A 23,023-nucleotide genomic window follows, 5' to 3' on the forward strand; every position below is an offset into this window, starting at 1 on the left:
GTTTACGTAATTTTAATGAAAAGTAAACTGATTAGTGTAATATTGGCGTCAGAATTGTTTTTCAAGACCAATGCAGAACACAGTGATGAAAAAAACTCGAAGTGAATTAAAACGTGAAGCGATATTGTTAGCTGCCAAAGAGGCTTTCCGAGAATTCGGGGCGCAGAACACCAGCATGGATAAGATTGCGGCATTAGCGCAGGTTTCTAAGCGTACGGTATATAACCACTTTTCATCCAAAGAAGTTCTAATCATGACTTTGCTGGCTGACTTGTGGAGTGCGACAGCGAATTTAGTCGATTCAGAGTTATTAGTTGCGTTGCCGATGGAAGAGCAGCTAGAACAATTGCTTTACAGTGAAATAGAAATTCTTTCCTCAAACGAATACATAGATCTCGCTCGTGTAGTTATTGGATACTACCTGTATCGCCCAGATGAGTTGCTTGAACAATCAGAGCAAATGGCGAAAAAAGAGAGTCAAATATTCAGTTGGCTTAAGCATCAGGTGAGCCTGAAAAATCTTGTTATTCAGGATGTTGAACTGGCTAATGGTCAGCTACACAGCTTGGTTAAAGGGGGATGTTTCTGGCCACAAGTGATGGGTATCCAAGCCAGTCTGTCAGAGCAAGAGAAGCGCTATTTGGCTAAGCAAAACACCCAGTTTTTTATCAGTCACTACGGGTGTAAAAAATAAATTACACATCATCTATTTTGTAAATATTTCCATCATATTGCATTTTATTGAAAATAATGGTTGCGCAACTCGGTCTGAGTAGATTAAGTTACGGACTGAGGAAACGAGACTGCCAAAGGATTTGCTATTAACCGTTCAATAGCCCCTGCAGCGAAGCAATATAGGAAGAAGTAAGCGATGTATCAAACCGATGATGTAAATATTAAACGTATTAAAGAACTATTACCCCCAGTTGCAGTACTAGAAAAATTTCCAGCGACTGATGTTGCTTCTTCAACAACTTTTCAAGCACGCCAAGCGATTCATAACATTTTAAATAATGAAGATGACAGACTACTTGTTATCGTTGGTCCTTGCTCTATTCATGATCCTGAAGCTGCGATCGAATATGGTAAACGCTTGAAGAAACTGCGCGATGAGCTCAGTGGTCAGCTTGAAGTTGTTATGCGTGTTTATTTTGAAAAACCACGTACAACAGTAGGTTGGAAAGGTCTTATCAACGACCCTTACCTAAACGACACGTACAAGATTAATGACGGTTTACGCATGGGTCGCAAGCTATTGCTTGATTTAACAGACATGGGTATGCCTACTGCGAGTGAGTTCTTAGACATGATCACTCCGCAATATGTTGCTGACTTAATTAGTTGGGGCGCTATCGGTGCTCGTACAACTGAATCACAAGTACACCGTGAATTGGCTTCTGGTATTTCATGCCCAGTGGGTTTCAAAAACGGTACAGATGGCAACATCAAGATTGCTTCTGATGCGATCCGCTCTGCTGAGTCTTCACATCACTTTTTGTCAGTAACTAAGTTTGGTCACTCAGCGATTGTAGAGACGGCAGGTAACCCTGATTGCCATATCATTCTTCGTGGTGGTAAAGAGCCAAACTACAGTGCAGAACATGTCAGTGACATTAAAAATCAGTTAGAAGCTTCGGGCTTGCGTCAAAAAGTGATGATTGATTTCAGTCACGCAAACAGCTCTAAACAATACCAACGTCAGATGGTTGTAAGCGAGGATGTAAGCGCACAAATCGCTGGTGGTGAACACGCAATTTTTGGCGTAATGATTGAGTCACACCTTGTTGAAGGTCGCCAAGACCTTGTTGACGGTAAAGCGCCAACTTACGGTCAATCAATCACTGATGCGTGTATTGGCTGGAACGATACAGAGACAGTATTACGCCAACTTGCCGATGCAGTAGAAAAGCGTCGTAAAGGCTAATCAACGCTAAGTAAAAAGGCTCTCAATTTGAGAGCCTTTTTTGATCTTATTTTTCAGCCATGATTGAAAAAATAACCTTATGACTGAATTGCTAGCTGATGTCGTTCAATTTCTTTCAATGTTCTCAGATACACCCACCAAGCCGTGCTACCCGCTAATAGATTTCCGATAAATGCTCCGATAAAAAGACCTTGTAAACCGCCCAGCTGAGATCCAATCCATAGGCACGGAAGGAAGAAAACAAACAATCTCAAAGCTGAAACAGTTAATGCAATATAGGATTTTCCTAACGCGTTCGATACGGACACCATCAACATGCAAACTCCAAGAGAACCTAGGCTCAGAGGGACAATCATCAAGTGCCAGTTCAAAATGGATTCAACGCTCTTTTCACTGGTCATGAGTGATGCCAATGGTGTCGACAGCGCGATAGCGACAAGCGCAATAGCGAGTTGGAAAATAAGAATAAAGCGAATGGCAATGTTTACTAGTTTTCGGATATCTGCAAGTTTGCCTGCTCCCAACATTCTGCCGATCATTGGTGGCATAGACATGGTTAATGCTAACACCGCGACAATGGCAAAGAACTCAAAGCGAGACCCTAATGCCCAAGCTGCGACTGCGGTTGCGCCAAAGCTTGCCAATAGTTTTGTTGCTAGCATAGAAGAAAGTGGTGGCAAAAGTTGGCTTAACATTGCTGGACCCATGATATGACCGATGGATTTTACGCTTGCGACAATATCCAAATCTTGCCATTCGTAACTAATCCAGTGTTTGCCAGAAACTTTTGGCATCACTACGGCTATGCCAATACCAAATGCAAGTATGGTTGCAATAGCCGCACCATTGATGCCGAGATCAAATACAAAGATAAACAGAGGATCCAAAATCAAGTTCAGTAAGCTGGTCACCATCATCATAGTTCCGGGCAACATGGTGTTGCCATTGGCTCGGCACACGCTGTAAAGGAAATACAGAACTGCGCCTGTCCAAGCACTAATCGCCCACCATACCCAGTAGACATCAATTATCGAATAGATGGTTTCTGGTGCGTCAAGCAAGGAAAGAATAGGGTAGCGCAACAAGTAGATGATCAAACCAAACAGAGCCACGCAGCTGCTGCCCATCGCTAAAACTAAGCCGCCAAGCTGTTTCGCGTAGCGTGTTTTTTCTTCACCCAAAGCTTTGGATATAACAGCGGTTGTTGCTATACCTAGTCCGACTTGTACACCAATGATCACCATTTGCAAAGGCATGGTGAAACCTTGTGTGGCGAGTGGAAGAATGCCAAGTTGACCGATAAATGCACTGTCGACTAACTGGAAACTCATCAGTGACAAGACGCCAAAAAGCATCGGCCAAGTCATTTGAAATAGCTGATTGGATAATGATGGAGGATTCATTCGCGAATTATTATCTTCATTGTTTTGAGAATGTTATTGGCGGTTATTATGGGCGAAGGAATTCACGATTGGTACCTTAAAAGCAAACAAATGCTCAGATCCGCTGTAGCATCAACCAAAAGCGCCTCATTTGAGACGCTTTCTTTAAGAGTTTCAGTTGCTATAAACGTCTAAACTGTTTGACTAAAGCACCCTGTGAATCAAGGTTTGTTACCAACGCTTTGCACTGTTTGTGTGTGTCATTGGCGAGTAGGAGAGTGGCTGTTGAGCCATCACTGATTGATTGTACACTGGCGTTCATACTTTCCGTAACACGAGCCATTTCATCAACCGCAGTTGCTATGTGTTCATTTCGCTGTGCAATATCAGCCATTTGTGCCAGCAAGGCTTTTAGTTTGTCACCCGAATGATTGGCACTATTCACACAGTTTTGTGACAGCACATTGCCATGACTTATAGTATCTACGGCTTCACGAGTGCTGTTTTGGATCGACTGAACTATGTTCTGAATCTCTTCGCTGGATTCTGAGCTACGTTGTGCGAGTTTACGTACTTCATCGGCTACAACGGCAAAACCTCGACCCTGTTCACCGGCTCGCGCTGCTTCTATAGCCGCGTTTAAGGCAAGTAGGTTGGTTTGCTCAGAAACACTTTGAATCACTTCGATAACCTGACCGATAGTCGCACTTTGTGCCGAAAGCTTCTCAATCACGCTTGTCGCTGAGTCTAGTTGTTTTGCTAGCTGCACAATTGAGTTGACCGTGTCAGCTACGGAATCCACACCTTCATTCGCTGCGGTTTGTGCGTTGTTAGCCACAGCTGATGCCGCTTGAGCGTTATTGGCAATTTCATTCGCTGTTGAATTCATCTCAGTAATGGCTGTAGCAACTTGCTCTGTTTCACGAGCCTGACCATCAAGGTTGTCAGCCGTATGATTGCAGTTCGTTGACGATGCTTTCGCGGCTTCTACAAGTTGAAGGTTCGAGTCTTGAATTCGTCCAACAACTGCGTTCAGCTCAGACTGGCGCATTTTTAGAGCAAGCTGTATTTCGGAGATATCATCAATACGCTTGTTATAAACAAGCTCCATTAGTGGGTTATCAAATACTTTACGTGCAGTCTCTGCCACTTTCTCTAAACGGCGCGTCAATACGTAACTGGTGATTACGCTCAAAAAGAACATTACCGGTACGCCAAAACCAGATAGGAAATAGTTAACAGCAGCAGAAATGATTGCAGCTCCAATAAAACCGACAGTCATGCGTTGCCATAAGCGAGTTCTCGGCATCTTTAGTTGCCAAGGCGTTTTATTTGCGCGGATCTGCGCATACACTTTTTCGGCGTTTTCAACATGTTCACGATTTGGAGATAAGCGAACAGATTGGTATTCAATGGTTTTGCCATTTTCTATAATTGGAGAAGCAAAAGCATCTACCCAATAGTGATCACCAGATTTGGTTCTGTTCTTTACGATCCCCATCCATGAATGTCCCTTTTTTAAATGAGACCACATATCTTGGAACGCAGCTTCTGGCATATCAGGATGGCGAACAAGGTTGTGAGGTTGGCCGACCATCTCTTCTAAACGGTATCCAGCAACTTTGCAAAATTCGTCACTCGCATAAGTAATATGGCTGCTAGGTTTAGTGATCGACAGTAGATTGTAATGAGGAGGGTAAAGGACTTCTTTTTGTGTAATTGGTTGATTAATACGCATTGTAATGAACACCCTAAAAAATCGAAAAACGGATACCGAGCCTTTGACGAGGTTTGAAGCTAAAAGACGTCACGTACTGTGATTGTTATAGGGCTTATGATTATTATTTAGAAAGTTTATACCCATCTGGTATTGGAATTGCAATCATCAAACGGGATGGCGTGTTAAAACGAGAACTGTCTCACCAAATCTGTAGTACTGGTCTGACATCAACTGAAAAGGAAGTCAGACAACAGGAGAAAGAACTACGGAGAGCGGAAGGTTGTTAATCGATATAAGTCCATGACACCGCACCATCAAAATGACGAATCTTGATGGTGGTGAGGATAGTTGGATTGAACATGCGGTAGTTGACAGCGACTCTTTCGCTGTTTGACTTGTTAGCGGACGAATAATGGGTAATACAGCCGCAGTTGGTGCAGTGATGGAAGATAATATCTTTGTCACCCCAGCTGTAATCACCTACATTATTTTCTTTGGTAATGATCTTAACTTCAGAATCTTTGAAATATCCCCAAATGGCAGCGTAACGTGAGCAAATCGAGCAATTACATTCGGTGGCTGTTTTTGAAAGATGAGGGATCTTCAAAGTGATATTCCCACAATGGCAATGACCAGTAAGTATGTCTTCGCTATTCAAATGGTCCATCTTTTCCCTTTATTCACGCATGTCCAATTCATTATGAATAAGCGTAATACATTGCGAAGCAAACAGCATCTTAGGCCCTAAACTCAACTTCTCGACACCAAGGCGTTTTAGGGAGTTGCCTGTTTTTTTCGGCATAGGAATATGATCGGTAAGTAAAAAGCAAGGATTTGGGCCAATCTCGATGGTACGAATGGATTCGCCTTTCTTGTCCATCATGTACATAGAATGGGAATCAGCAAGCTTCGTTACCAGAGCTTCAAAGCTAATCGTCTGTACAGTTAAACCTGCTTGCACTTCACGTATTTGTTCTTTAGTCATACCCAAAGACTTGTCTAATGCTTTGACTAGCAGAGCAATTAATGCGGATTCGTGGAAACCACCGATATCACTGATGGTGTTGGCATCGATAGTAATGGTACGAGAGAAATCTTGAGTACTTTCCAGCACCAAGTGAATGACTGCATCTTCACGGTGTGATTGAGCGGTAAAAATTGCGTTCATAATACCGTGTGCAAGAATTTCAGCATGAGCTTTACCGCCTACTTCTGCTTGCAGTTTTTGACTATCGGTTGGGGCTGAACGTGCTCTGAGAACGAAAGTACGCATTGGGTTCCTCTAATGTGTAACGAATTTAGGAGACAACAAAAACACAAAAGGCCGCATAAAGCGACCTTTTCACGTCAATCCGAAGATTGTAATCAAGCTTAGATAACAGTTACGTTAGCAGCTTGTGGGCCTTTTTGACCGTTTTCAACAGTGAAAGAAACCTTTTGGCCTTCTTTCAGAGTTTTGAAACCTTCTGCAGTGATTGCACGGAAGTGTACGAATACGTCTGCGCCGCCGTTATCTTGAGCGATGAAACCAAAACCTTTAGTTTCGTTAAACCATTTAACGGTACCAGTAGTGTTAGACATGATGTCTCCAAATCTTTAAAAAATTAATCTATTTAGCCAAAAGAAGGCGCTTATTACTTAGGTGACGTTTGAACAAAATGCTTCTACATATAACTGGCTAAACGCTAGTACCGGAAGGTTTCCTTCGCACAACCTATCGAGCGTGAATCGATTGGACGCGCGAATCATAACGCAAGTGCCCGTAATAAACTAGCGAATATTTCAAATAAAGTGAAAGCACGCACATTCAAACGAAAACACCATAAGTTTAGACCATATTTATTTAAATTTTGTTGCTCTGTAAACCTATGGGTTCACGTTTTTAGGGATAGGTTGACGTTGATTCAAAAACTTGTGTGGAAAATAGCGTCTGTTGTGTTCTATAGGAGGTATTGAGCACAACAGAACTATGATTTTCCATCACCTCAACGAGGTCTCGAGACTTCGTCTACTAAGTAGAGGATAGACTGATAAGTAATTCCACTGTGGTGCGATAAACCGATCTCACAGGTTCGGCTGTCACTAAAACCTCGAGTACAGCCTTCTGGTACTTGCTCTTTTAATGGATGAACAGCGGCAGCGTTAAGTTCCGGTGTGGTAAACCCTTTGTCTCCTGCCCATCCGCAACATTCAATATGTTCTGGGACAATAACAGTGTTCACACACGCTTTCGCAAGATTTGTCATCGCGTTGGTCAAACCCATGCGGCGGGAACTGCAGGTAACGTGTAGCATCACCGTTTCCTGTTTTGGTGTGATGGACAAATGCTCCAACAAATATTGGCTAACAAAACCTGTGGGTTCGTAAACTTTCAATGGTTTGCTAAACAGCTCAAGACTACGCTTAGCACAAGGGCTGGTATCCATGAGTACCGGATATTGACCATATTGAGTGGCTTTCCATAGCACTTCTTCAAGTTGGTGAGCTTTGTCTTTGGCAATATCGTTCATTCCTTTGCTGTCATAAGGCATACCGCAGCATTGCTGGTTAAGTTCGTCAGGGAGGACTACCTCATACCCAGCTTTATTCAGAATAGATAGAGTAACTTCAGTTAATGGTCGTTGATCTGCTGCATCCGATTGTTGTCCCATGCTGCGACTAGCGCAGGATGGCATATAAACCACTTTCTTTTCTCGTTGAGGAAGATCACCCGCAGCTTTGGCAAGGGGATATCCATTGCTTAGAGGCATTTCAGCTAGCCAAACTGGTGTTTTCCCGCGAGTCAGTTTTCGCGTTCCATCCACGATACTCTTTACTGATTTCTCACCTAGGATATTCGTCGCGACTTTATTCAATTTTAGCGCTGAACGGGTCATTGCTGTTGTGGCTGCAAAATGTTCCGAAGTCCAAAGTGCTATTGGTGTGAACTTTTCGTATTTGGCACTGCGCAATTTTTTCACTAGGTCGCCGGTATTGATACCAACAGGGCATCTGTCTGCACACAGACCTGTTGCTGCACAGGTATCGAGACCTTGATATTCGAATACTTTGTTTAACTCATCTGCCGAATCTAAAGCTCCTTGTTTGCGTCGATGCTGAAGTTCTCGATACAGAACGATGCGCTGTCTTGGCGAGAGAGTCAAAGTGCGTGATGGGCAAACAGGTTCACAAAAGCCGCATTCGATACAGCGATCAACAAGGTCATCGGCTGCAGGCATCAACTTCAAGTTGTTCAAATGTGCTTTGGGATCGTCATTAATAATTACGCCCGGGTTAAGTAACCCGTTTGGATCAAACAAGGCTTTGATTTTCTGCATGAGCGCATAGCCTTCTTTACCCCATTCGAGTTCGACGTAAGGCGCCATGTTTCTACCTGTTCCGTGCTCTGCTTTGAGAGAGCCTTGGTATTTCACCGCGACTAAATCAGCGACCTCATCCATAAAGGCACCGTATCGCTCGATTTCTTCCGGTTGTTCAAAACCTTGAGTGAAAACAAAATGCAGGTTGCCCTCAAGAGCGTGCCCGAAAATGATCGCTTCCTGATACTGATATTTATCGAACAATTGTTGAAGATCGCGAATGCCATTGGCTAGGTTCTCAATGGGGAAGGCGACATCTTCGATAATGACGGTGGTTCCTACTTCTCTTACCGCACCAACCGCAGGGAACATGCCTTTACGAATGCCCCAGAGTGTTGAGACAGTATTGGCATCAGAGGTAAAAGGAACCGATTCGATAATCTTGAAGTCTTTCAACATCTCCATCACTTGACCACATTGATGTTGAAGCGCTTTATGGTGGCTAGCGTGAGATTCAATCAGTAACGCGGCAGCTTCTAAATCAAGAGACTTGATGAAATCAGGCATACCGGCTTTGTCCGCAACTGAACGCATGGCTCGACCGTCCATCATCTCGACCGCAGCGACAGGAGATTGCTTTAGTCTAGTCACGGCTTGGCTGGCTTGTTCAATATCAGAAAATACCAACAAGGCAGAGGCTTTGTGAGTGTGTTCTATTACTGTGTTATAGGTAATCTCAGCGATAAAGCCGAGTGTGCCTTCAGAACCAATAAAGAGATGTTTTAGAATATCGATAGGGTCTTCGTAATCGACTAGTGCGTTAAGTGAATAGCCAGTCGTGTTTTTTAAACGATATTTGTATTTGATTCGCTCATGCAATGCTTGGTTTGCCAGTGTTTCGTTTCTTAGCGTTTGTAAGCCATTAACGATGTCGCTTCTATGCTGTTTAAAGGTTTCTACGCTTTTCTTATCACTGGTATCGAGAATATAACCATCGGCAAACACCACTTTCATGTTATCAACGGTTTGATAGGAGTTTTGCGCCGTACCGCAACACATACCGCTGGCATTGTTGGCTGCAATACCGCCAATTTTGCAGGTGTTGATTGAGGCCGGGTCTGGACCTATTTTTCGCTGGAAGGGTGCGAGATATTTGTTGGCATCAGCGCCGATTACTCCCGGTTGTAAGCGAATTTTTTCACCTTCATCTAGGATCTGATGCTTTCGCCAGTCATCAGTTAGGGTAATAAGCACAGAATCGGAGACTGCCTGACCAGATAAACTGGTTCCTGCAGCACGAAAAGTGAAGGGTAAACTGAGTTTCTCACAGCTTTTAATCGCGAAGACGACTTCCTCTAAGCTATTAAGGCGTAGAACGGCTTCTGGAATAAGGCGATAGAAGCTAGCATCTGTGCCGTAGGCAAGTCGCTTCGCTTCCTGAGTGATAATACGCTCTTCAGCAATCTGGCTTTTCAGTACTTCAATAAGCTGGTGATAGTGTGCTTTGTTTTTCATTTTAGTTATCTGCTTCCTAAACACTTAAGTCATCTATTACTTATCTTTCATCCATTATTTATCTACCAGAATGAGAACAATAAGTTCGCTGGGTCCGTGTGCGCCATAAGCTAATGTTTGTTGAATGTCTGCGGTTTTGGAAGGTCCCGATATTAAAAGTGCGTTGGTAGGCATATTCGAAGCCCAATTTTGCTCTTCCATTACTTCAAGGAAATGATTGTGCAGTGTAGATGCACTCATCACCGCAATATGAGACGGAGGGACTAATGACAATGTTCTTGGCTCATGCTCTGTTGGCCACAATACTAAAGCTCCCGTGTCAGCAATACCTGCGAGGACGTGTGTGATACCCACATCGACTTCATGAAACAAGGCGCTTTTCCAGTTCTCAATATCGCTTTGATATTCGATAACGTCTAGCGCTAACAAGCCTTGCTTAAAATCAGAATGCCATTCACCTTGAGTTCCAATGGCGGCGCGCTGCCACTCTTTCTCCAAGCTTAGTGCCTGAATCGTTGAAGCAATTTGTGAGCTTTCTATAGGCATGACTTGAGCGTGGCTTGCTGTCATTGCCTGACAAAATCGATCCATTTTCTCTTGTTCGCTTTTGCTTTTATCAAAGCCCCAAGGCTCAAATGCAATATCAGCTGCTTTGTGTGGTGTCGTGTTGGCTGTTTTGAGTCTTCTAAGAATGTTATCGCGAGCTGAATTCATCATTTGCCCTCACCATTGTTTGTTCTGGAAGAGATATGTTTTTTTGTAGAAGAGATGTTGTTTGTAGACGAAACGTCTTGGGTTGTTGAGTCTCGCTTTTCTTTCATCAGTTGATGCAAGGTTTTCGCTGCTGGTTTTGGCGCAGTTCGACACTGTGTCCAAGCACCGAGCTTATTCGGTATCAGAGCCTGCATCTTAGAAGTCAGTGCGGTCGCCGAATGGTAAAAAGTAGGATGAGTTGCAGCGAACGTAAAACCCGTCATTGCGACACTTTCGACATTGCTGTGCGCCGCGTTTTGTCCTTCCATTTTTCTGTTACCAGTTTTGGCTTCATGTTTTGCTTCTCTGCGTAGGCGTTGCAGCATTTCAGGAATAGGGATTCTCACTGGGCAAACTTCACCACAAGCACCACAAAGGCTTGATGCCGTGACCAAATCTTTTGTTGCCTCTAAACCGAGCAAATGAGGGGAAATGATTTTGCCGATTGGTCCCGGATAGACAGTGCCGTAAGCGTGGCCGCCAATCTTGGTGTAGACAGGACAATGATTCATACAGGCTCCGCATCGAATACATTGCAAGGTTTTACGCATTTCCTCATCTTGATAGGCTTGGCTACGTCCGTTATCGAGCAATATCAAATGCACTTCACGAGGCCCATCTTTTTCCCCTGGCTTACGTGGTGAGGTAATCATGTTGAAATAGGTTGAGATGGCTTGTCCCGTTGCTGAGCGGGTCAATGCGCTATATAGAGGCGGCACGTCGGCAAGAAATTCGACCACTTTTTCAATGCCAGTAATGGCAATGTGAATGTTAGGTATCGTGGTGGACATACGACCGTTGCCTTCGTTTTCCACTAAACACAAAGTTCCAGTTTCGGCGACGGCGAAGTTTACGCCCGACAGACCTATATCGGCATCGTGGAATTTTTGACGAAGGCGTGTGCGACCGGTTTGAATCAGTTCATCAACATCGAGAGTAGGTGTAAAACCATCTAAGTTCTTTTCGAAGGTATCACTGACTTCCTGCTTATTTTTATGTATCGCAGGCATGATGATATGCGAAGGCTTATCTCCATCAAGCTGGACTATGTATTCCCCCATATCGCTTTCTAAACACTCAATGCCGAGCTTGGCCATTTCATGGTTCATTTCGATTTCTTCACTGACCATCGACTTACCTTTGATGATCATTTTTGCCTGATGACGGTGAGCGATAGTTGCGATGATGCTGTTGGCTTGGTTTGGATTTTCAGCCCAGTGAACCGTAATGCCATTTTTAGTACATTGTTGTTCAAGCTGCTCAAGCAAGGATGGCAACTTGCTTAGACAACGTTGCCTGATGGACTCTGCCAAATCGCGAATGGCTTTTTCTTCTTTTGCATCTGCAAACGCCGTTTTGCGCTTATCTCTTAAGTAATCCATCGCACCGCGAAAGTTCGCTCGTAGCTGTGGATCTTCTAGCGCTGTTTTAGCCTGAATATGAAATTGCTGCGGAGTCTGACTCATCGTTTTTCTCCCTGCGTACGTTCTAGAAGAAAACTGGCTAAGTGGCGACCTTGAAGTTCCTTCCCTTGATATTGCAATGCGCCGTTGATGTTGAGTAAACAACCCCAATCGGCACTGACTAGTGTCTCAGCGTGGGTTTGAGTTATGTGATGGGTTTTGTCTTCAACCATGGCTTGAGAAATGTTGGGATGACGTACAGAAAATGTACCGCCAAATCCGCAGCATTCGCTTTCGTAATCTTGCATACGAAGCTCTACCCCTTGCAGCTGATTAAGCAACTCGGTTGCGGTGATATGCACGTTCATTTCTCGGCGAGCGGCACAAGAGGTATGCATGACGACGGAGGTTGGTTCACCTTTATCAATCAGCTTCACGCGGCAGACGTTGACTAAAAATTCGGTCAGTTCAAAGACACGGTCACAGAAAGCGTCGACCTGAGCTTGCAGTGCATCTTGCTTGAATAAGCGGCGGTAATGATGGTGCATCATTCCCCCACAAGAGCCTGAAAGCACGATGACAGGGTAGGGTTCAGGAAACAGAGCCATCTGGCTTAATGCCACCGTCTTGGCTTGGTCGTCGTAACCAGAGGTATAAGCTGGTTGACCGCAACAAGTTTGCTTTTCGACGAAGAGCACTTCGATGTCTTGCTGTTCTAAGAGCGTCATTGCATCCAGTCCGGCTTGCGGATCGAATAAATCCACCAAGCACGTGGCGTAGAAATATACTTTCTGAGGTTTTGCAGGGTAGATACGCATTGCTTCTCCTAAAGGGAGTTCTTGTAATTGTTGTGTTAATTAAATGTGAATCTAGCGCTTTCTTTTTTCTTGATATAGGGAAATAATGAAATTCATTATTTCCAAAAATGACATAATTTGATGCGTGCGGATGACTTAATACTCTTCTCTCAAGTTGTTGAATTTGGCAGCTTTAGCAAAGTGGCTGAACAAAATAACCTTACTAATTCAGTAGTTAGCAAAAGAATTGCTCGCTTGGAAGAGGAGCTGAGTGTTCAGCTATTATATCGAACAACGCGTAAATTGACCCTGACGGAAGCGGGTAAGGCATTGATGTCGAGTGCCAAAAATGTGAAGCAAGCCACTCAGGAAGCAATGGATGCCGTAGCCGGTTTTGGCGAGAACATCAGCGGACATATTAAGATGTCGGTTCCTTCAATCTCAGGTGATTTGATCTTGGCAGATGCTGTGGCGGAGTTTTGCAATATGCATCCGGGATTAACGGTAGATATGTCGTTAGATAATCGTTTTGTTGATTTGGTTGAAGGTGGTTTTGACTTAGTGATTCGAACTGGCTATTTGGATGATTCCAGTTTGATTGCCCGCCACATTCTTGATTCTCAATGGGTGGTCTGCGCTTCTCCTTCATACATTGCGCGAAATGGTAAACCCTTGAAACCTGAAGATTTGGTCAATCACAATTGCTTGCAATACGCTTACCAAACTACAGGGGCAAGTGATTGGGAATTCAAAGGAAGTAAAGGGAACTACATCGTAAAAGTGTCGGGTACTTTCTCAACGGATAATGCAACAGCACTGCGAAAAGCCGCATTGGGTGGGCATGGAATCGCTTATGTGCCCAGATGTCTGGTTTACCATGATTTTCGCAACGGTGAATTGATTGATATTTTCCCTGAGCTGGTGGGTAAGAAGCTCGGAATCTATGCTGTTTACCCTTTCACCCGTCAGCCACCAAATAAAGTCCGTTTGTTAATCGAGCATATCCGTACTCGATATCTCGCCATTTCACACTACTTTTAATCTATGATTTGCCCAAATCTAGTTCAGTGTTGGTGTTTCTAAACTTAAACCGTACGAGCGCTTTAGTTGGGTAAAATACTGATGAGCTTTTTCAATGTCTTGATATTCCAACTGCCAATTTGCATCTCTTTGAGCTAAGCAAAATGCACTGAGATGGAGTAACAGGTTGGTGCTGTGTTTGTCGAGAACAGAAGAGACGGTCGAGATTAGCTCATTTTGTTCAATCGACATGAATTGCAGTAGTCCATATGCTTGATTAAGTGCATCAAACGCCCGTTTTTGCTGCCCCATATTGTTCAATATTTCTGCCTGATGGATCGCGGCATCATGTAATCCTGAAATCAGACAGACAAGCTGACAAGGTTTTGCTTGTGGATCTTTCGCTGTGGTTTCTATGTGATTAGGGAGGTTGTGCAGTACGTCTTCAAACAGATAATGGGCTTGTGGCCAATGACCGGCTTTTAGAAGTTCTTCTGCTTTGGTGTAGTGTGCCCAGCACTGTTTCAAGTTCATCATTTGTTCTCATTGACCTAATTTGCATTTATTTAAATGCAATAAATTATCAATTGCAAATGATTATCAATAATAAATATTGTTAAAATTGTTTATTATTTGTTCGCTTGCATTGTAACTGGGGCTAAATCACTAAAAAGTCAAAGCTTTATGACTAGACTTGATATACAAAAGAAGAAGTATAAAACCAAAGGAGTGGAGCTATGGCTATTCAACTACTGAACGCAGAACAGCTTTACCACGTTGCAAAGCTAGAACAATTGCCTTGTAAGTCCACCAAAGAATTACCCCCAATTGATGAAATCGTTGGTCAAGAACGCGCGCAAAAAGCGGTTGAGTTCGCCATGTCGATTAAAGAAAAGGGCTATAACATCTATGCGATAGGTCGTAACGGGTTAGGTAAACGTACGATGATCATGCGTTATCTCACTCGTCATAAATATGAGTCTGATAACTTATATGACTGGTGTTATGTCGCTAATTTTGACGATATTCGTACACCGCGAGTACTAAAACTGCCACGTGGTGTGGGTAGCGCATTTCGTCAAGATATTGAAAAGCTTATGACTAAGCTGATGAACGGTATGCCATTAGCTTTCGATAATGAGCTTTATATCGGACGCGCTGAGAAAATGAAAAATCAGCTCGACCAAAAGCAACAAAGTGAGTTGGAAAACATCACTAAAGATGCCAAAGAAAAGGGCATCAGCCTCACTATCACTAACCAAGGCGAATATCAGTTTGTAGCTTTAAATGGTGAAGAGCTACATACCGAAGAAACCTTTGATGCTTTGACGAAAAAAGAGCAAGAACACTTCAGTCAGACGATTGATAAATTGGAAGTGTCGCTACGTAACATGGTTCGTCATTTGACGGAGTGGGAAGAGGCGTACACTGAAAAAATCAAAAAGCTTAATGATGATGTGACTCTTGATGTGGTGGCTCATTTCATTAAACAGCTTAAGCAAGATTATTCGCAGTATGCGGAAATCAAAAGCTATCTGACAGACCTACAAAAAGACATTCTGGAAAATGTTGATATCTTTTTGGAAGGTGCTGGCGAACAGGGCGATATTGCAACCGCTGCTTTAGATAAGAAACTGCCACGTCGTTACAAAGTAAACGTCCTTGTAAGTCGTTGCGATGATAATTTCCCGATTGTGGTGGAGGAAAACCCTAACTACCACTCACTGTTCGGTTACATAGAAACAGCAACCTATAAAGGTACCGTGTTCACCGACTTTTCATTGATCCGTGCTGGCAGCCTGCATAAAGCGAATGGCGGCGTATTGATGATGGACGCGGTAAAAGTGTTAGAACAGCCTTACGTATGGGATGGTTTGAAACGTGCATTGCGTTCTCGCCAAATCAGTTTCACTTCGCTAGAGAAAGAGGTGACGCTAACGGGTACTGTGTCGTTGGATCCAGAACCTATTCCACTGGATGTAAAAATCATTTTGTTTGGTGATTACCGTACTTACGAACTGCTTGCGCACTATGACCCCGAGTTCAGTGAACTCTTTAGAGTCACCGCGGATTTCGAAGATGAAATGAAGCGTACTGACGATACAGAACTTCACTATGCGCGTTTCATTTCCAGTATCGTTCACGACAGTAATCTATTGCACTGCGACCGCAAAGCGATAGCTCGAATCATCGAACATAGTTCAAGAATGGCGGGTGACCAATCTAAGCTTTCCCTGCATTCTGCGCATATTGCTAACCTGCTGCGTGAATCAAACTATGTCGCCAAGCAGGCGAATTCGAACATGATTCGTCAGAGTCACGTTGAAGAAGCGTTGAACAATCAGCAAATGCGCGTTAACCGTTTGCAAGAAAGCGTTATGGAGACCTTCTCAAACGGTACGACGCTGATTCAAACTGACGGTGCTGCTATCGGTCAGGTCAACGCGCTGTCTGTGCTGGCAACAAAAGATCATATGTTTGGTGCACCAAACCGTATTACGGCGACTACGTCTTATGGCGACGGTGAGATCATCGATATTGAACGCAGTGTTGACTTAGGCGGAAGCATTCACTCGAAAGGTGTAATGATTCTTTCTGCATATCTCAATTCGGTATTTGGACGTACGGCACGTGTGCCGCTGACCACCACGATTACGTTTGAGCAATCATATGGTGGTGTGGACGGAGACAGTGCAAGTATGGCCGAGTTCTGTGCGATTGTGTCGGCATTTTCTAAGCAGCCTAATCGTCAAGATATTGCGATTACCGGTTCTATGAACCAGTTTGGTGAATCTCAACCGATTGGCGGGGTGAACGAGAAAATCGAAGGCTTCTTTGATGTGTGCTGCATTAAAGGTCGTCATAGTTCTCAAGGTGTGATCATCCCACAAGCCAATAAACACAACCTGATGTTAAGACCTGATATCGTCAAAGCGGTAGAAAAAGGTGAGTTCAATATCTGGGCGATAAGCCATGTATCTGAAGCGATTGAAATTTTCACTGGTAAGAAAGTGGGTGTCGCAACAGAAGATGGCAGTTACCCAGTAGACAGCATTTACGGTTTAGCTCAAGCCAAATTGAATGCGCTAAGAAAATAATTGATGTGATTTTTCAAAAAGCTGAAATTAATTTGCTTTGATTCATTAGACGTGGGCAACAAAAAAAGGTCTGTGTCTAATGAATTTTCGGCTAGTCACTAGTATCTTCAAGTATGAGTGGTGTTGTTTATCATCAGTACTAGAAACAGGATATGACTTCTATGAAAAAACATATTGGTGCATTAGTAGCGATACTTGCGTTAGTGGGTTGTCAATCAACTTCTGAGAAGCAAACAGAAAATGCTTCGACGAATTCATCAAAAATTATGGAATTGATGAATCAAGCGAGTTTATTAAATACTTTGGTTGGTAATGTGAGCTCTCAGTTACCGGTGACTACTGAGCAGGCGGCAGGTGGTGTAACATCTTTGTTGTCTTATGCGCAAAACGCTCTTCCTTCTTCACAAAGTAGTGAGTTAACTTCAATGTTGGGTGGCGTTAATCTTTCATCTCTCGGGCAGACAGCCAGTTCATCAGATCAAGTGAGTAGCAGTTTTTCTGCGTTAGGCTTAGATTCGTCAATGATTGGGCAATTTTTACCAATTATTATTCAAGTTTTACAATCGCAAGGTGCCTCCAGCTCATTGTTGTCAGGGCTCGGTGGATTATTTAGTTAGTTCCGAAGCGTTTCTTAAGGCCCTCTCATCAAGTTTACATTGAAAAAGAGGGCTAACTTAATGTGTGGAAATAGCTTTGTGAGCAATGCTTCTGAGTGTATTTACTAAATTTTCTGTTGTCTGTGCTCCAGAAATTAGATGTTTTTGCTCAATGATGATGGCGGGAACTGCGTGAATACCCGCTTGTAGCCATTGTTGTTCTGTATTTGCGACCGCTTTTGCCCAGGATTCATCACTTAATACCTGTACACATTGTGCCTTATCTAGTCCTATATCAACCGCGATTTGTATTAAAACACTTTCATTATCTATCGGTTTTTCATGGCAGAAATACGCTTCAAATAATGCAAGTTCTAACTCATTTTGTTTGTGATGTTGATTTGCCCACATTAACATTTGATGCGCTTTTCTTGTGTTGTAAATCCTCATTTCTTCGAAGAAATTGAAGTCGAATCCTACTTCTGCGCCTAACTGAGTCAGTTTGTTTCTTGCTTCTATACTTGCTTCTCGGGTCGTCCCATATTTACGAGTGAGGTGATCTCGCAGGTTTTCTCCCCCTTGTGGCATGGTTGGATTGAGTTCAAATGGGTGCCAGTGTATTTGTGCTTGGATCTCATTTGACAACAGCTTTAACGCTGCTTGAAGGCTCTTATAACCAATGATGCACCAAGGGCAGACGACATCAGAGACGATATCTATTCTTAGGGAACGCATATGATCCTCCATAGTAAGTAAAATTCTGACTCGTTCAGAGGAAGCAAATCCGTGAGTCTCGTAAATGAAAACAAGTTTGCACTGTTACTTAATTATAGGCATCTATACTGACATGAGGTTAAAGGATAACCAAACCTAGGTGAAATATGTCAATCTACGCCTTCATTCTCCGCCGTTGCGAATAACTCTGAGGTGGATTTCAAAAAGATTGAATATTTTATACTCGGTTCAATACAAAGGGCTGTTAGCCCTAGCAAGCCGCGCATTCAGTTTCTTTTTCATTCGGTTTGTTGAGTAATAAGGAGTATCCAAATGAACCATCAGCCAAAAGACCATCAGCCAACTGACGTTATATTGCACGTATTTGACTGGCCCTATTCCCTCGTTGCTGAACGTGCTTCATCAATATTTGAAGCAGGATATAAGGCCGTACTGGTTTCCCCTCCAATGAAGTCCGCGAAAAGCGATCAAGGTACGGAATGGTGGCAACGCTACCAGCCTCAAGATTACAGAGTCATCGACAACCAACTTGGTGACACTCAATCCTTTATTGAAATGACCAATGCTTTAAAAGCATTAGGTGTTCATACCTATGCAGATGTAGTGTTTAACCACATGGCAAATGAATCGAAGAAACGTCTCGATCTTCAATACCCAAGTAGCACTGACATGAAGCGGTATCAAAAGTCTTCTCGCTACTATAAAAAGCAGATTTTATTTGGTGATTTATCTGAGCCTTTGTTTAAAGAAGAAGATTTTATCGAAGCATTTGGAATCAAAGATTGGAAAGACAAATGGCAAGTTCAAAATGGCCGAATTACGGGTGGGCCACACGATCAAGGCTTACCAACACTTAGAGACTGTCCACATGTAGTGGAAATGCAGCAAGCTTATCTCAAAGCACTTAAAACTTTAGGTGTTAAGGGATTCCGAATTGATGCGGCCAAGCACATGACAATAGAGCATCTGAAGAAAGTTTGGACCGAGGAGATCACAAGAGATGTACATATTTTTGGAGAGATCATTACTGATGGAGGGGCAACCAAAGAAGAATATCAGCTGTTTCTAGAGCCTTACTTAGCGGAAACCAGCTTAGGAGCATATGACTTTCCACTTTTCCAGACCGTATATAATGCGCTGAAAAAATCGGGCAGTTTGAAATGGCTCATCGATCCTTACTGCTTCGGTGAAGCGTTATCCAAAGAGCGGGCCATTACCTTCGCTATTACCCATGACATCCCAAATAATGACGTATTTGCTAAGTTAGTTATGGATGAGGAACTTGAGAGTTTAGCTTACAGCTATATTTTGGGGCGAGATGGTGGTGTGCCATTAATTTACACCGACTTGGATACCAGTAATATTACGAACAAATTGGGAGAGCCGCGTTGGTTTAATGCTTGGCAAGATCCTAAACTCACGGCACAAATTGAGTTTCATAATAAAATGCACGGACTTCCGATGGTGATGATAGAAGCCAGTGACGATTTATTGGTATTTAGCCGCGGTGAGAAGGGGATTGTGATTATAAACAAATCCGTAAGATCTCAGAAAGTTGAGCTTAACTGGAACCATGCTCTGACAGATTTACTTAGTGGACAAGTATTCGTTAGCGACGGTGTAAAAGTGCTCGTCGAAGCTGCCCCAATAAGTAGCTATATGCTTTGTAAGTGATAAGTATTGGTATTTGGCAAATAAAAAAGCCGCATTCACAGACTAGCTGTAGATGCGGCAAAACTATTTAAGTTAGCAGAAGTTCAATCAGGGGTGACTTACTTAAACATTTACTTGATATGAAAAAAGTACCTAGTGACTATGCGCCTACTTCGTTAAATGTATGCTTGGTTTTTGCTAGCGTTTTGTCAGGACTTATTCGGCTGTCTTTTCGATGACATTCATTATATTTAACTAATTTATTCTGAAATTTCTAAACTATAGTTAACAAGTATATTAGTGAAAGGTAATAAGAATGAAAGTCTTGCCAATATTGCTCTTAACAGCACCTGTATTATTACTATCGGGATGTGGAAGTGATGATTCCGGTTCTGCTCGAACCTCAAATGTCTCGTTTGCTGTGTCAGATGCTCCAGTAGATGAAGCTAGCTCGGTCACTATAGGCTTTACGCAAGTTGAACTTGTGAAAAGTGATGGTGAATCTATTCATTTGGACGTAGAACCAGCAATACCGAGTAATGACTATGAACAGATTGATTTACTGGATTATCAGGGGCAGGATTCTGCTCTAATTATTACGCAACAGCCCATTCCTGTAGGGACTTATCAGAATCTTATTCTTCACATCAGTGATGAATCGGATGTTAACTTTGTCGTTGATGCTGAAGGCACTCAAGACTTGAAGCAGCCAAGTAACAAATTGAAACTTGGTGGTTTTGAAGTAACTGAGGATGCAACTCAATCGTTTACAATCGAGTTCGACTTGCGTAAATCATTGGTTATGCGTGGTAATACCGATTCCAACAAGGGCTACATTCTCAAACCGCATGGCGTTACGATTCTAAACAACAGCGAAGCTGCTAACTTAACAGTTACGGTAAATTCAAGTTTGTATGCGAGCATTGAAGAGTGTCCTACGACCGCAGAAAGTACTTTTGTATACTTATATCAAGGTACAGAAGGTACTCCTATTGATTTGGTTGACCAAACAGATAGCGATTATGTAGAGGGTGCGACTCTTCCAACCGATGCTGTAGCACCTTATGCAACTGCTAGTGTTAGTGAAGTTGATGGCACATACCAATTTGGTTACTTGCCTACGGGGGAATATACCGTTGCTTTCGTATGTGATGGTAGTGCTGATGATTCTATTCAATACGATGAACTTACTATTCCACAGCCGTCAAATCTGATAACAACAATGTCTTTGTCTGCGGGAAGTAATACTTTGGATATGGGCTCAATAATTGAATAAGCCTCCGTTAAATAATGATGAGTAAATAAAAATCCCCAGTTGAGCATACTGGGGATTTTTTGTTTCGAGCCTTAATGGATCCAACATAACCTCAAAAGAGGTGAGACGTTGTCAGCATTAAATATTTTCTAGGGGGAAAATAAGGAGACATATTAAATCTAGATACTGAATACTTAAACCGCAAAGTTATGAATGATTTTCCTTAAGCATTTTTAGTGGTCTGTGATGTTAATTCCAACTAGATGTAGTAGATGAAACAGATGATTTTATTTATGACACGAATATCCTGCTCTACAGGGTATCTGCAATTTGATCAAGATTAACCAGATTTGACTAATCTCGTGCAGGGGGGGGAGGAAACTGATCAAAAACTGATTTACAGCAATTCATACTTTCTAATAAGACGTACTATGGAATGCAATAAGCTGCGTATCACTAAATGCTGAGATACGTATTGTAGCAAAGAGTTTTCTATTGCTGCGTGTTAAAATGAAAGCGGAACTCGTTATGGAAAATCTTATTCAACGTTTTTTACGTTACGTTACTTACGATACTCAATCAAAACCCAAGAATCATCATTGCCCAAGTTCTGCAGGACAAAAAGTGTTTGCCCAAGCCTTGTACGAAGAGCTGCTTGAGCTAGGACTTAGTGACGTCACTATTGATAGTCATAGCTATGTGATGGCGAAGCTTAAATCAAATGTTGATTACCCTGTTCCAGCAATAGGCTTTATTGCTCACATGGACACCTCGCCAGATGCTTCAGGCAAACATGTTGTTCCTCAAATTGTAGAAAACTACCAAGGTGGTGATATTGCTCTCGGTAAAGGCGATGAAGTCCTTTCACCTATTCAGTATCCAGAACTGCATCAATTGCACGGCAAAAATCTGATCACCACCGATGGTAATACACTTCTTGGAGCAGATAACAAAGCGGGCATAGCCGAAATTATCACTGCGATTGAAATGCTCATTGCAGATCCTTCTATTCCACATGGTGATATCTGCATCGGTTTTACTCCTGATGAGGAAATTGGCCGTGGAGCGAACCACTTCGATGTCGAGAAATTTGGTGCAGAATGGGCCTATACCATTGATGGTGGTCCTGTCGGTGAACTTGAATATGAGAACTTCCATGCAGCCACAGCAGAAGTTATCTGCCATGGTGTAAGTGTCCACCCTGGAACAGCCAAAGGGAAAATGGTGAATGCAATGCACATCGCTTCTCGTTTTGTGCTGATGATGCCTGAAGAAGAAACCCCGCAGAATACGGAAGGCTACGAAGGCTTTTTCCATCTTTCTTCTGCATGCATGGGTGTCGCGAAATCGCAGTTGGATTATATTTTGCGTGATTTCGAGAGAGAAGGTTTGGCCGCTCGTAAAGCATTCATGCAGCAGAAAGTTGACGAATTAAATAAGCAGCTTTCGAAAGGCAGCGTCGAACTGGTTATTAATGACAGCTACGCCAATATGAAAGAGATGGTCGAACCGCATCCACACATTATCGAGTTGGCCAAAGTGTCTATGGAACATTGTGGTGTTGAGCCGCTGATTAAGCCAATCCGTGGCGGTACGGATGGCGCTCGTTTATCATTTATGGGATTGCCTTGCCCCAATATTTTCACTGGTGGTTATAATTTCCATGGCATTCATGAATTTATTACTATTGAAGGAATGGAACAGGCTGTGAGCGTGATTGTTACCGTAGCTGAGAAAACTGCTTTGCACTATAAACAATAAACTGCTTTATCAACCATTTCGGTCGGTTATACTTGTTTAAGCGTTGGCGCTATGTTGGTGGCCAACGCTTTTTTATATCAATACCGACAGAACTTAGTTTTGGTTTGTGGCT

Annotated in this window: 18 protein-coding genes and 1 pseudogene; 8 read left to right on the forward strand and 11 right to left on the reverse strand. The window is 42.9% G+C overall.

What is annotated here, in order from left to right; translation table 11 throughout:
* The first annotated feature begins 85 nt into the window (after nt 1–85).
* The gene (locus G5S32_RS18480) at nt 86–694 is read left to right on the forward strand and encodes a TetR/AcrR family transcriptional regulator (RefSeq protein ID WP_165313631.1); all 609 of its coding nucleotides are present in this window, start codon (nt 86–88) and stop codon (nt 692–694) included.
* A 177-nt stretch (nt 695–871) separates the two neighbouring features.
* The gene (gene aroG, locus G5S32_RS18485) at nt 872–1,924 is read left to right on the forward strand and encodes a 3-deoxy-7-phosphoheptulonate synthase AroG (RefSeq protein ID WP_165313632.1); all 1,053 of its coding nucleotides are present in this window, start codon (nt 872–874) and stop codon (nt 1,922–1,924) included.
* A gap of 77 nt (nt 1,925–2,001) precedes the next feature.
* On the opposite strand, the gene G5S32_RS18490 is transcribed toward aroG, so the two are convergent.
* The 9 genes and pseudogenes from G5S32_RS18490 to G5S32_RS18530 all read right to left on the reverse strand — a co-directional run bounded on the left by G5S32_RS18490 (nt 2,002) and on the right by G5S32_RS18530 (nt 12,814).
* Nucleotides 2,002–3,327 (reverse strand): MATE family efflux transporter, encoded by a 1,326-nt coding sequence (locus tag G5S32_RS18490; RefSeq protein ID WP_165313633.1) that lies wholly within the window; start codon nt 3,325–3,327, stop codon nt 2,002–2,004.
* A gap of 160 nt (nt 3,328–3,487) precedes the next feature.
* On the reverse strand, nt 3,488–5,044 hold the full coding sequence (locus G5S32_RS18495) for a methyl-accepting chemotaxis protein (protein ID WP_165313634.1): 1,557 nt from the start codon (nt 5,042–5,044) through the stop codon (nt 3,488–3,490).
* A 265-nt stretch (nt 5,045–5,309) separates the two neighbouring features.
* Nucleotides 5,310–5,693, reverse strand: a complete 384-nt coding sequence (locus G5S32_RS18500) for a GFA family protein (RefSeq protein ID WP_246201118.1) — start codon at nt 5,691–5,693, stop codon at nt 5,310–5,312.
* A 9-nt stretch (nt 5,694–5,702) separates the two neighbouring features.
* A complete protein-coding gene (trmY, locus tag G5S32_RS18505) occupies nt 5,703–6,299 on the reverse strand; it encodes a tRNA (pseudouridine(54)-N(1))-methyltransferase TrmY (protein ID WP_165313635.1) in 597 nt (198 codons plus the stop codon).
* A 98-nt stretch (nt 6,300–6,397) separates the two neighbouring features.
* On the reverse strand, nt 6,398–6,607 hold the full coding sequence (gene cspE / locus G5S32_RS18510) for a transcription antiterminator/RNA stability regulator CspE (RefSeq protein ID WP_042481174.1): 210 nt from the start codon (nt 6,605–6,607) through the stop codon (nt 6,398–6,400).
* A gap of 404 nt (nt 6,608–7,011) precedes the next feature.
* The gene (locus tag G5S32_RS18515) at nt 7,012–9,840 is read right to left on the reverse strand and encodes an FAD-binding and (Fe-S)-binding domain-containing protein (protein ID WP_165313636.1); all 2,829 of its coding nucleotides are present in this window, start codon (nt 9,838–9,840) and stop codon (nt 7,012–7,014) included.
* Between the two features lie 54 nt (nt 9,841–9,894).
* Nucleotides 9,895–10,557: a LutC/YkgG family protein gene (locus G5S32_RS18520; protein WP_246201119.1), complete on the reverse strand. Its 663-nt coding sequence runs from the start codon at nt 10,555–10,557 to the stop codon at nt 9,895–9,897.
* A gap of 89 nt (nt 10,558–10,646) precedes the next feature.
* Nucleotides 10,647–12,059 (reverse strand): annotated as a pseudogene (locus G5S32_RS18525) (LutB/LldF family L-lactate oxidation iron-sulfur protein); the annotation flags it as partial.
* Entirely contained in the window at nt 12,056–12,814 is a 759-nt protein-coding gene (locus G5S32_RS18530; RefSeq protein WP_165313638.1) for a (Fe-S)-binding protein, read from the reverse strand. The pseudogene G5S32_RS18525 and the gene G5S32_RS18530, both read right to left, overlap by 4 nt.
* A gap of 120 nt (nt 12,815–12,934) precedes the next feature.
* On the opposite strand from G5S32_RS18530, the gene G5S32_RS18535 reads away from it, so the two are divergent.
* On the forward strand, nt 12,935–13,834 hold the full coding sequence (locus tag G5S32_RS18535; RefSeq protein ID WP_165313639.1) for a LysR family transcriptional regulator: 900 nt from the start codon (nt 12,935–12,937) through the stop codon (nt 13,832–13,834).
* An 18-nt stretch (nt 13,835–13,852) separates the two neighbouring features.
* Here the strand turns inward: G5S32_RS18535 and G5S32_RS18540 are convergent, their stop codons facing one another.
* Nucleotides 13,853–14,347 carry a hypothetical protein gene (locus tag G5S32_RS18540; protein WP_165314200.1) on the reverse strand — a complete coding sequence of 165 codons (495 nt, stop codon included), beginning with the start codon at nt 14,345–14,347 and terminating at the stop codon, nt 13,853–13,855.
* 203 nt (nt 14,348–14,550) lie between these two features.
* On the opposite strand from G5S32_RS18540, the gene G5S32_RS18545 reads away from it, so the two are divergent.
* Nucleotides 14,551–16,911 (forward strand): Lon protease family protein, encoded by a 2,361-nt coding sequence (locus tag G5S32_RS18545; protein ID WP_165313640.1) that lies wholly within the window; start codon nt 14,551–14,553, stop codon nt 16,909–16,911.
* A gap of 161 nt (nt 16,912–17,072) precedes the next feature.
* Nucleotides 17,073–17,528 (forward strand): DUF2780 domain-containing protein, encoded by a 456-nt coding sequence (locus G5S32_RS18550; RefSeq protein WP_165313641.1) that lies wholly within the window; start codon nt 17,073–17,075, stop codon nt 17,526–17,528.
* A 57-nt stretch (nt 17,529–17,585) separates the two neighbouring features.
* Here G5S32_RS18550 and G5S32_RS18555 read toward each other — a convergent pair whose 3' ends face one another.
* The gene (locus G5S32_RS18555; protein ID WP_165313642.1) at nt 17,586–18,242 is read right to left on the reverse strand and encodes a DsbA family oxidoreductase; all 657 of its coding nucleotides are present in this window, start codon (nt 18,240–18,242) and stop codon (nt 17,586–17,588) included.
* Nucleotides 18,243–18,554: 312 nt separating this feature from the next.
* Here G5S32_RS18555 and G5S32_RS18560 point away from each other — a divergent pair, with 312 nt between their 5' ends.
* From G5S32_RS18560 to pepT, 3 genes are all read left to right on the forward strand, one after another.
* On the forward strand, nt 18,555–19,916 hold the full coding sequence (locus tag G5S32_RS18560) for an alpha-amylase family protein (RefSeq protein ID WP_165313643.1): 1,362 nt from the start codon (nt 18,555–18,557) through the stop codon (nt 19,914–19,916).
* 295 nt (nt 19,917–20,211) lie between these two features.
* Nucleotides 20,212–21,171, forward strand: a complete 960-nt coding sequence (locus tag G5S32_RS18565) for a DUF4382 domain-containing protein (protein WP_165313644.1) — start codon at nt 20,212–20,214, stop codon at nt 21,169–21,171.
* A 507-nt stretch (nt 21,172–21,678) separates the two neighbouring features.
* Entirely contained in the window at nt 21,679–22,911 is a 1,233-nt protein-coding gene (gene pepT, locus G5S32_RS18570; protein ID WP_165313645.1) for a peptidase T, read from the forward strand.
* The last annotated feature ends 112 nt before the right edge of the window (nt 22,912–23,023 follow it).

Source organism: Vibrio ziniensis (genome assembly GCF_011064285.1).
Classification (GTDB): Bacteria; Pseudomonadota; Gammaproteobacteria; order Enterobacterales; family Vibrionaceae; genus Vibrio; species Vibrio ziniensis.

Bases quoted from the DNA above. Each gene is read 5' to 3' on its own strand.
- G5S32_RS18480 (WP_165313631.1), top strand. From the start codon at position 86: ATGAAAAAAACTCGAAGTGAATTAAAACGTGAAGCGATATTGTTAGCT.
- aroG (WP_165313632.1), top strand. From the start codon at position 872: ATGTATCAAACCGATGATGTAAATATTAAACGTATTAAAGAACTATTA.
- G5S32_RS18490 (WP_165313633.1), bottom strand. From the start codon at position 3,327: ATGAATCCTCCATCATTATCCAATCAGCTATTTCAAATGACTTGGCCG.
- G5S32_RS18495 (WP_165313634.1), bottom strand. From the start codon at position 5,044: ATGCGTATTAATCAACCAATTACACAAAAAGAAGTCCTTTACCCTCCT.
- G5S32_RS18500 (WP_246201118.1), bottom strand. From the start codon at position 5,693: ATGGACCATTTGAATAGCGAAGACATACTTACTGGTCATTGCCATTGT.
- trmY (WP_165313635.1), bottom strand. From the start codon at position 6,299: ATGCGTACTTTCGTTCTCAGAGCACGTTCAGCCCCAACCGATAGTCAA.
- cspE (WP_042481174.1), bottom strand. From the start codon at position 6,607: ATGTCTAACACTACTGGTACCGTTAAATGGTTTAACGAAACTAAAGGT.
- G5S32_RS18515 (WP_165313636.1), bottom strand. From the start codon at position 9,840: ATGAAAAACAAAGCACACTATCACCAGCTTATTGAAGTACTGAAAAGC.
- G5S32_RS18520 (WP_246201119.1), bottom strand. From the start codon at position 10,557: ATGATGAATTCAGCTCGCGATAACATTCTTAGAAGACTCAAAACAGCC.
- G5S32_RS18530 (WP_165313638.1), bottom strand. From the start codon at position 12,814: ATGCGTATCTACCCTGCAAAACCTCAGAAAGTATATTTCTACGCCACG.
- G5S32_RS18535 (WP_165313639.1), top strand. From the start codon at position 12,935: ATGCGTGCGGATGACTTAATACTCTTCTCTCAAGTTGTTGAATTTGGC.
- G5S32_RS18540 (WP_165314200.1), bottom strand. From the start codon at position 14,347: ATGAACTTGAAACAGTGCTGGGCACACTACACCAAAGCAGAAGAACTT.
- G5S32_RS18545 (WP_165313640.1), top strand. From the start codon at position 14,551: ATGGCTATTCAACTACTGAACGCAGAACAGCTTTACCACGTTGCAAAG.
- G5S32_RS18550 (WP_165313641.1), top strand. From the start codon at position 17,073: ATGAAAAAACATATTGGTGCATTAGTAGCGATACTTGCGTTAGTGGGT.
- G5S32_RS18555 (WP_165313642.1), bottom strand. From the start codon at position 18,242: ATGCGTTCCCTAAGAATAGATATCGTCTCTGATGTCGTCTGCCCTTGG.
- G5S32_RS18560 (WP_165313643.1), top strand. From the start codon at position 18,555: ATGAACCATCAGCCAAAAGACCATCAGCCAACTGACGTTATATTGCAC.
- G5S32_RS18565 (WP_165313644.1), top strand. From the start codon at position 20,212: ATGAAAGTCTTGCCAATATTGCTCTTAACAGCACCTGTATTATTACTA.
- pepT (WP_165313645.1), top strand. From the start codon at position 21,679: ATGGAAAATCTTATTCAACGTTTTTTACGTTACGTTACTTACGATACT.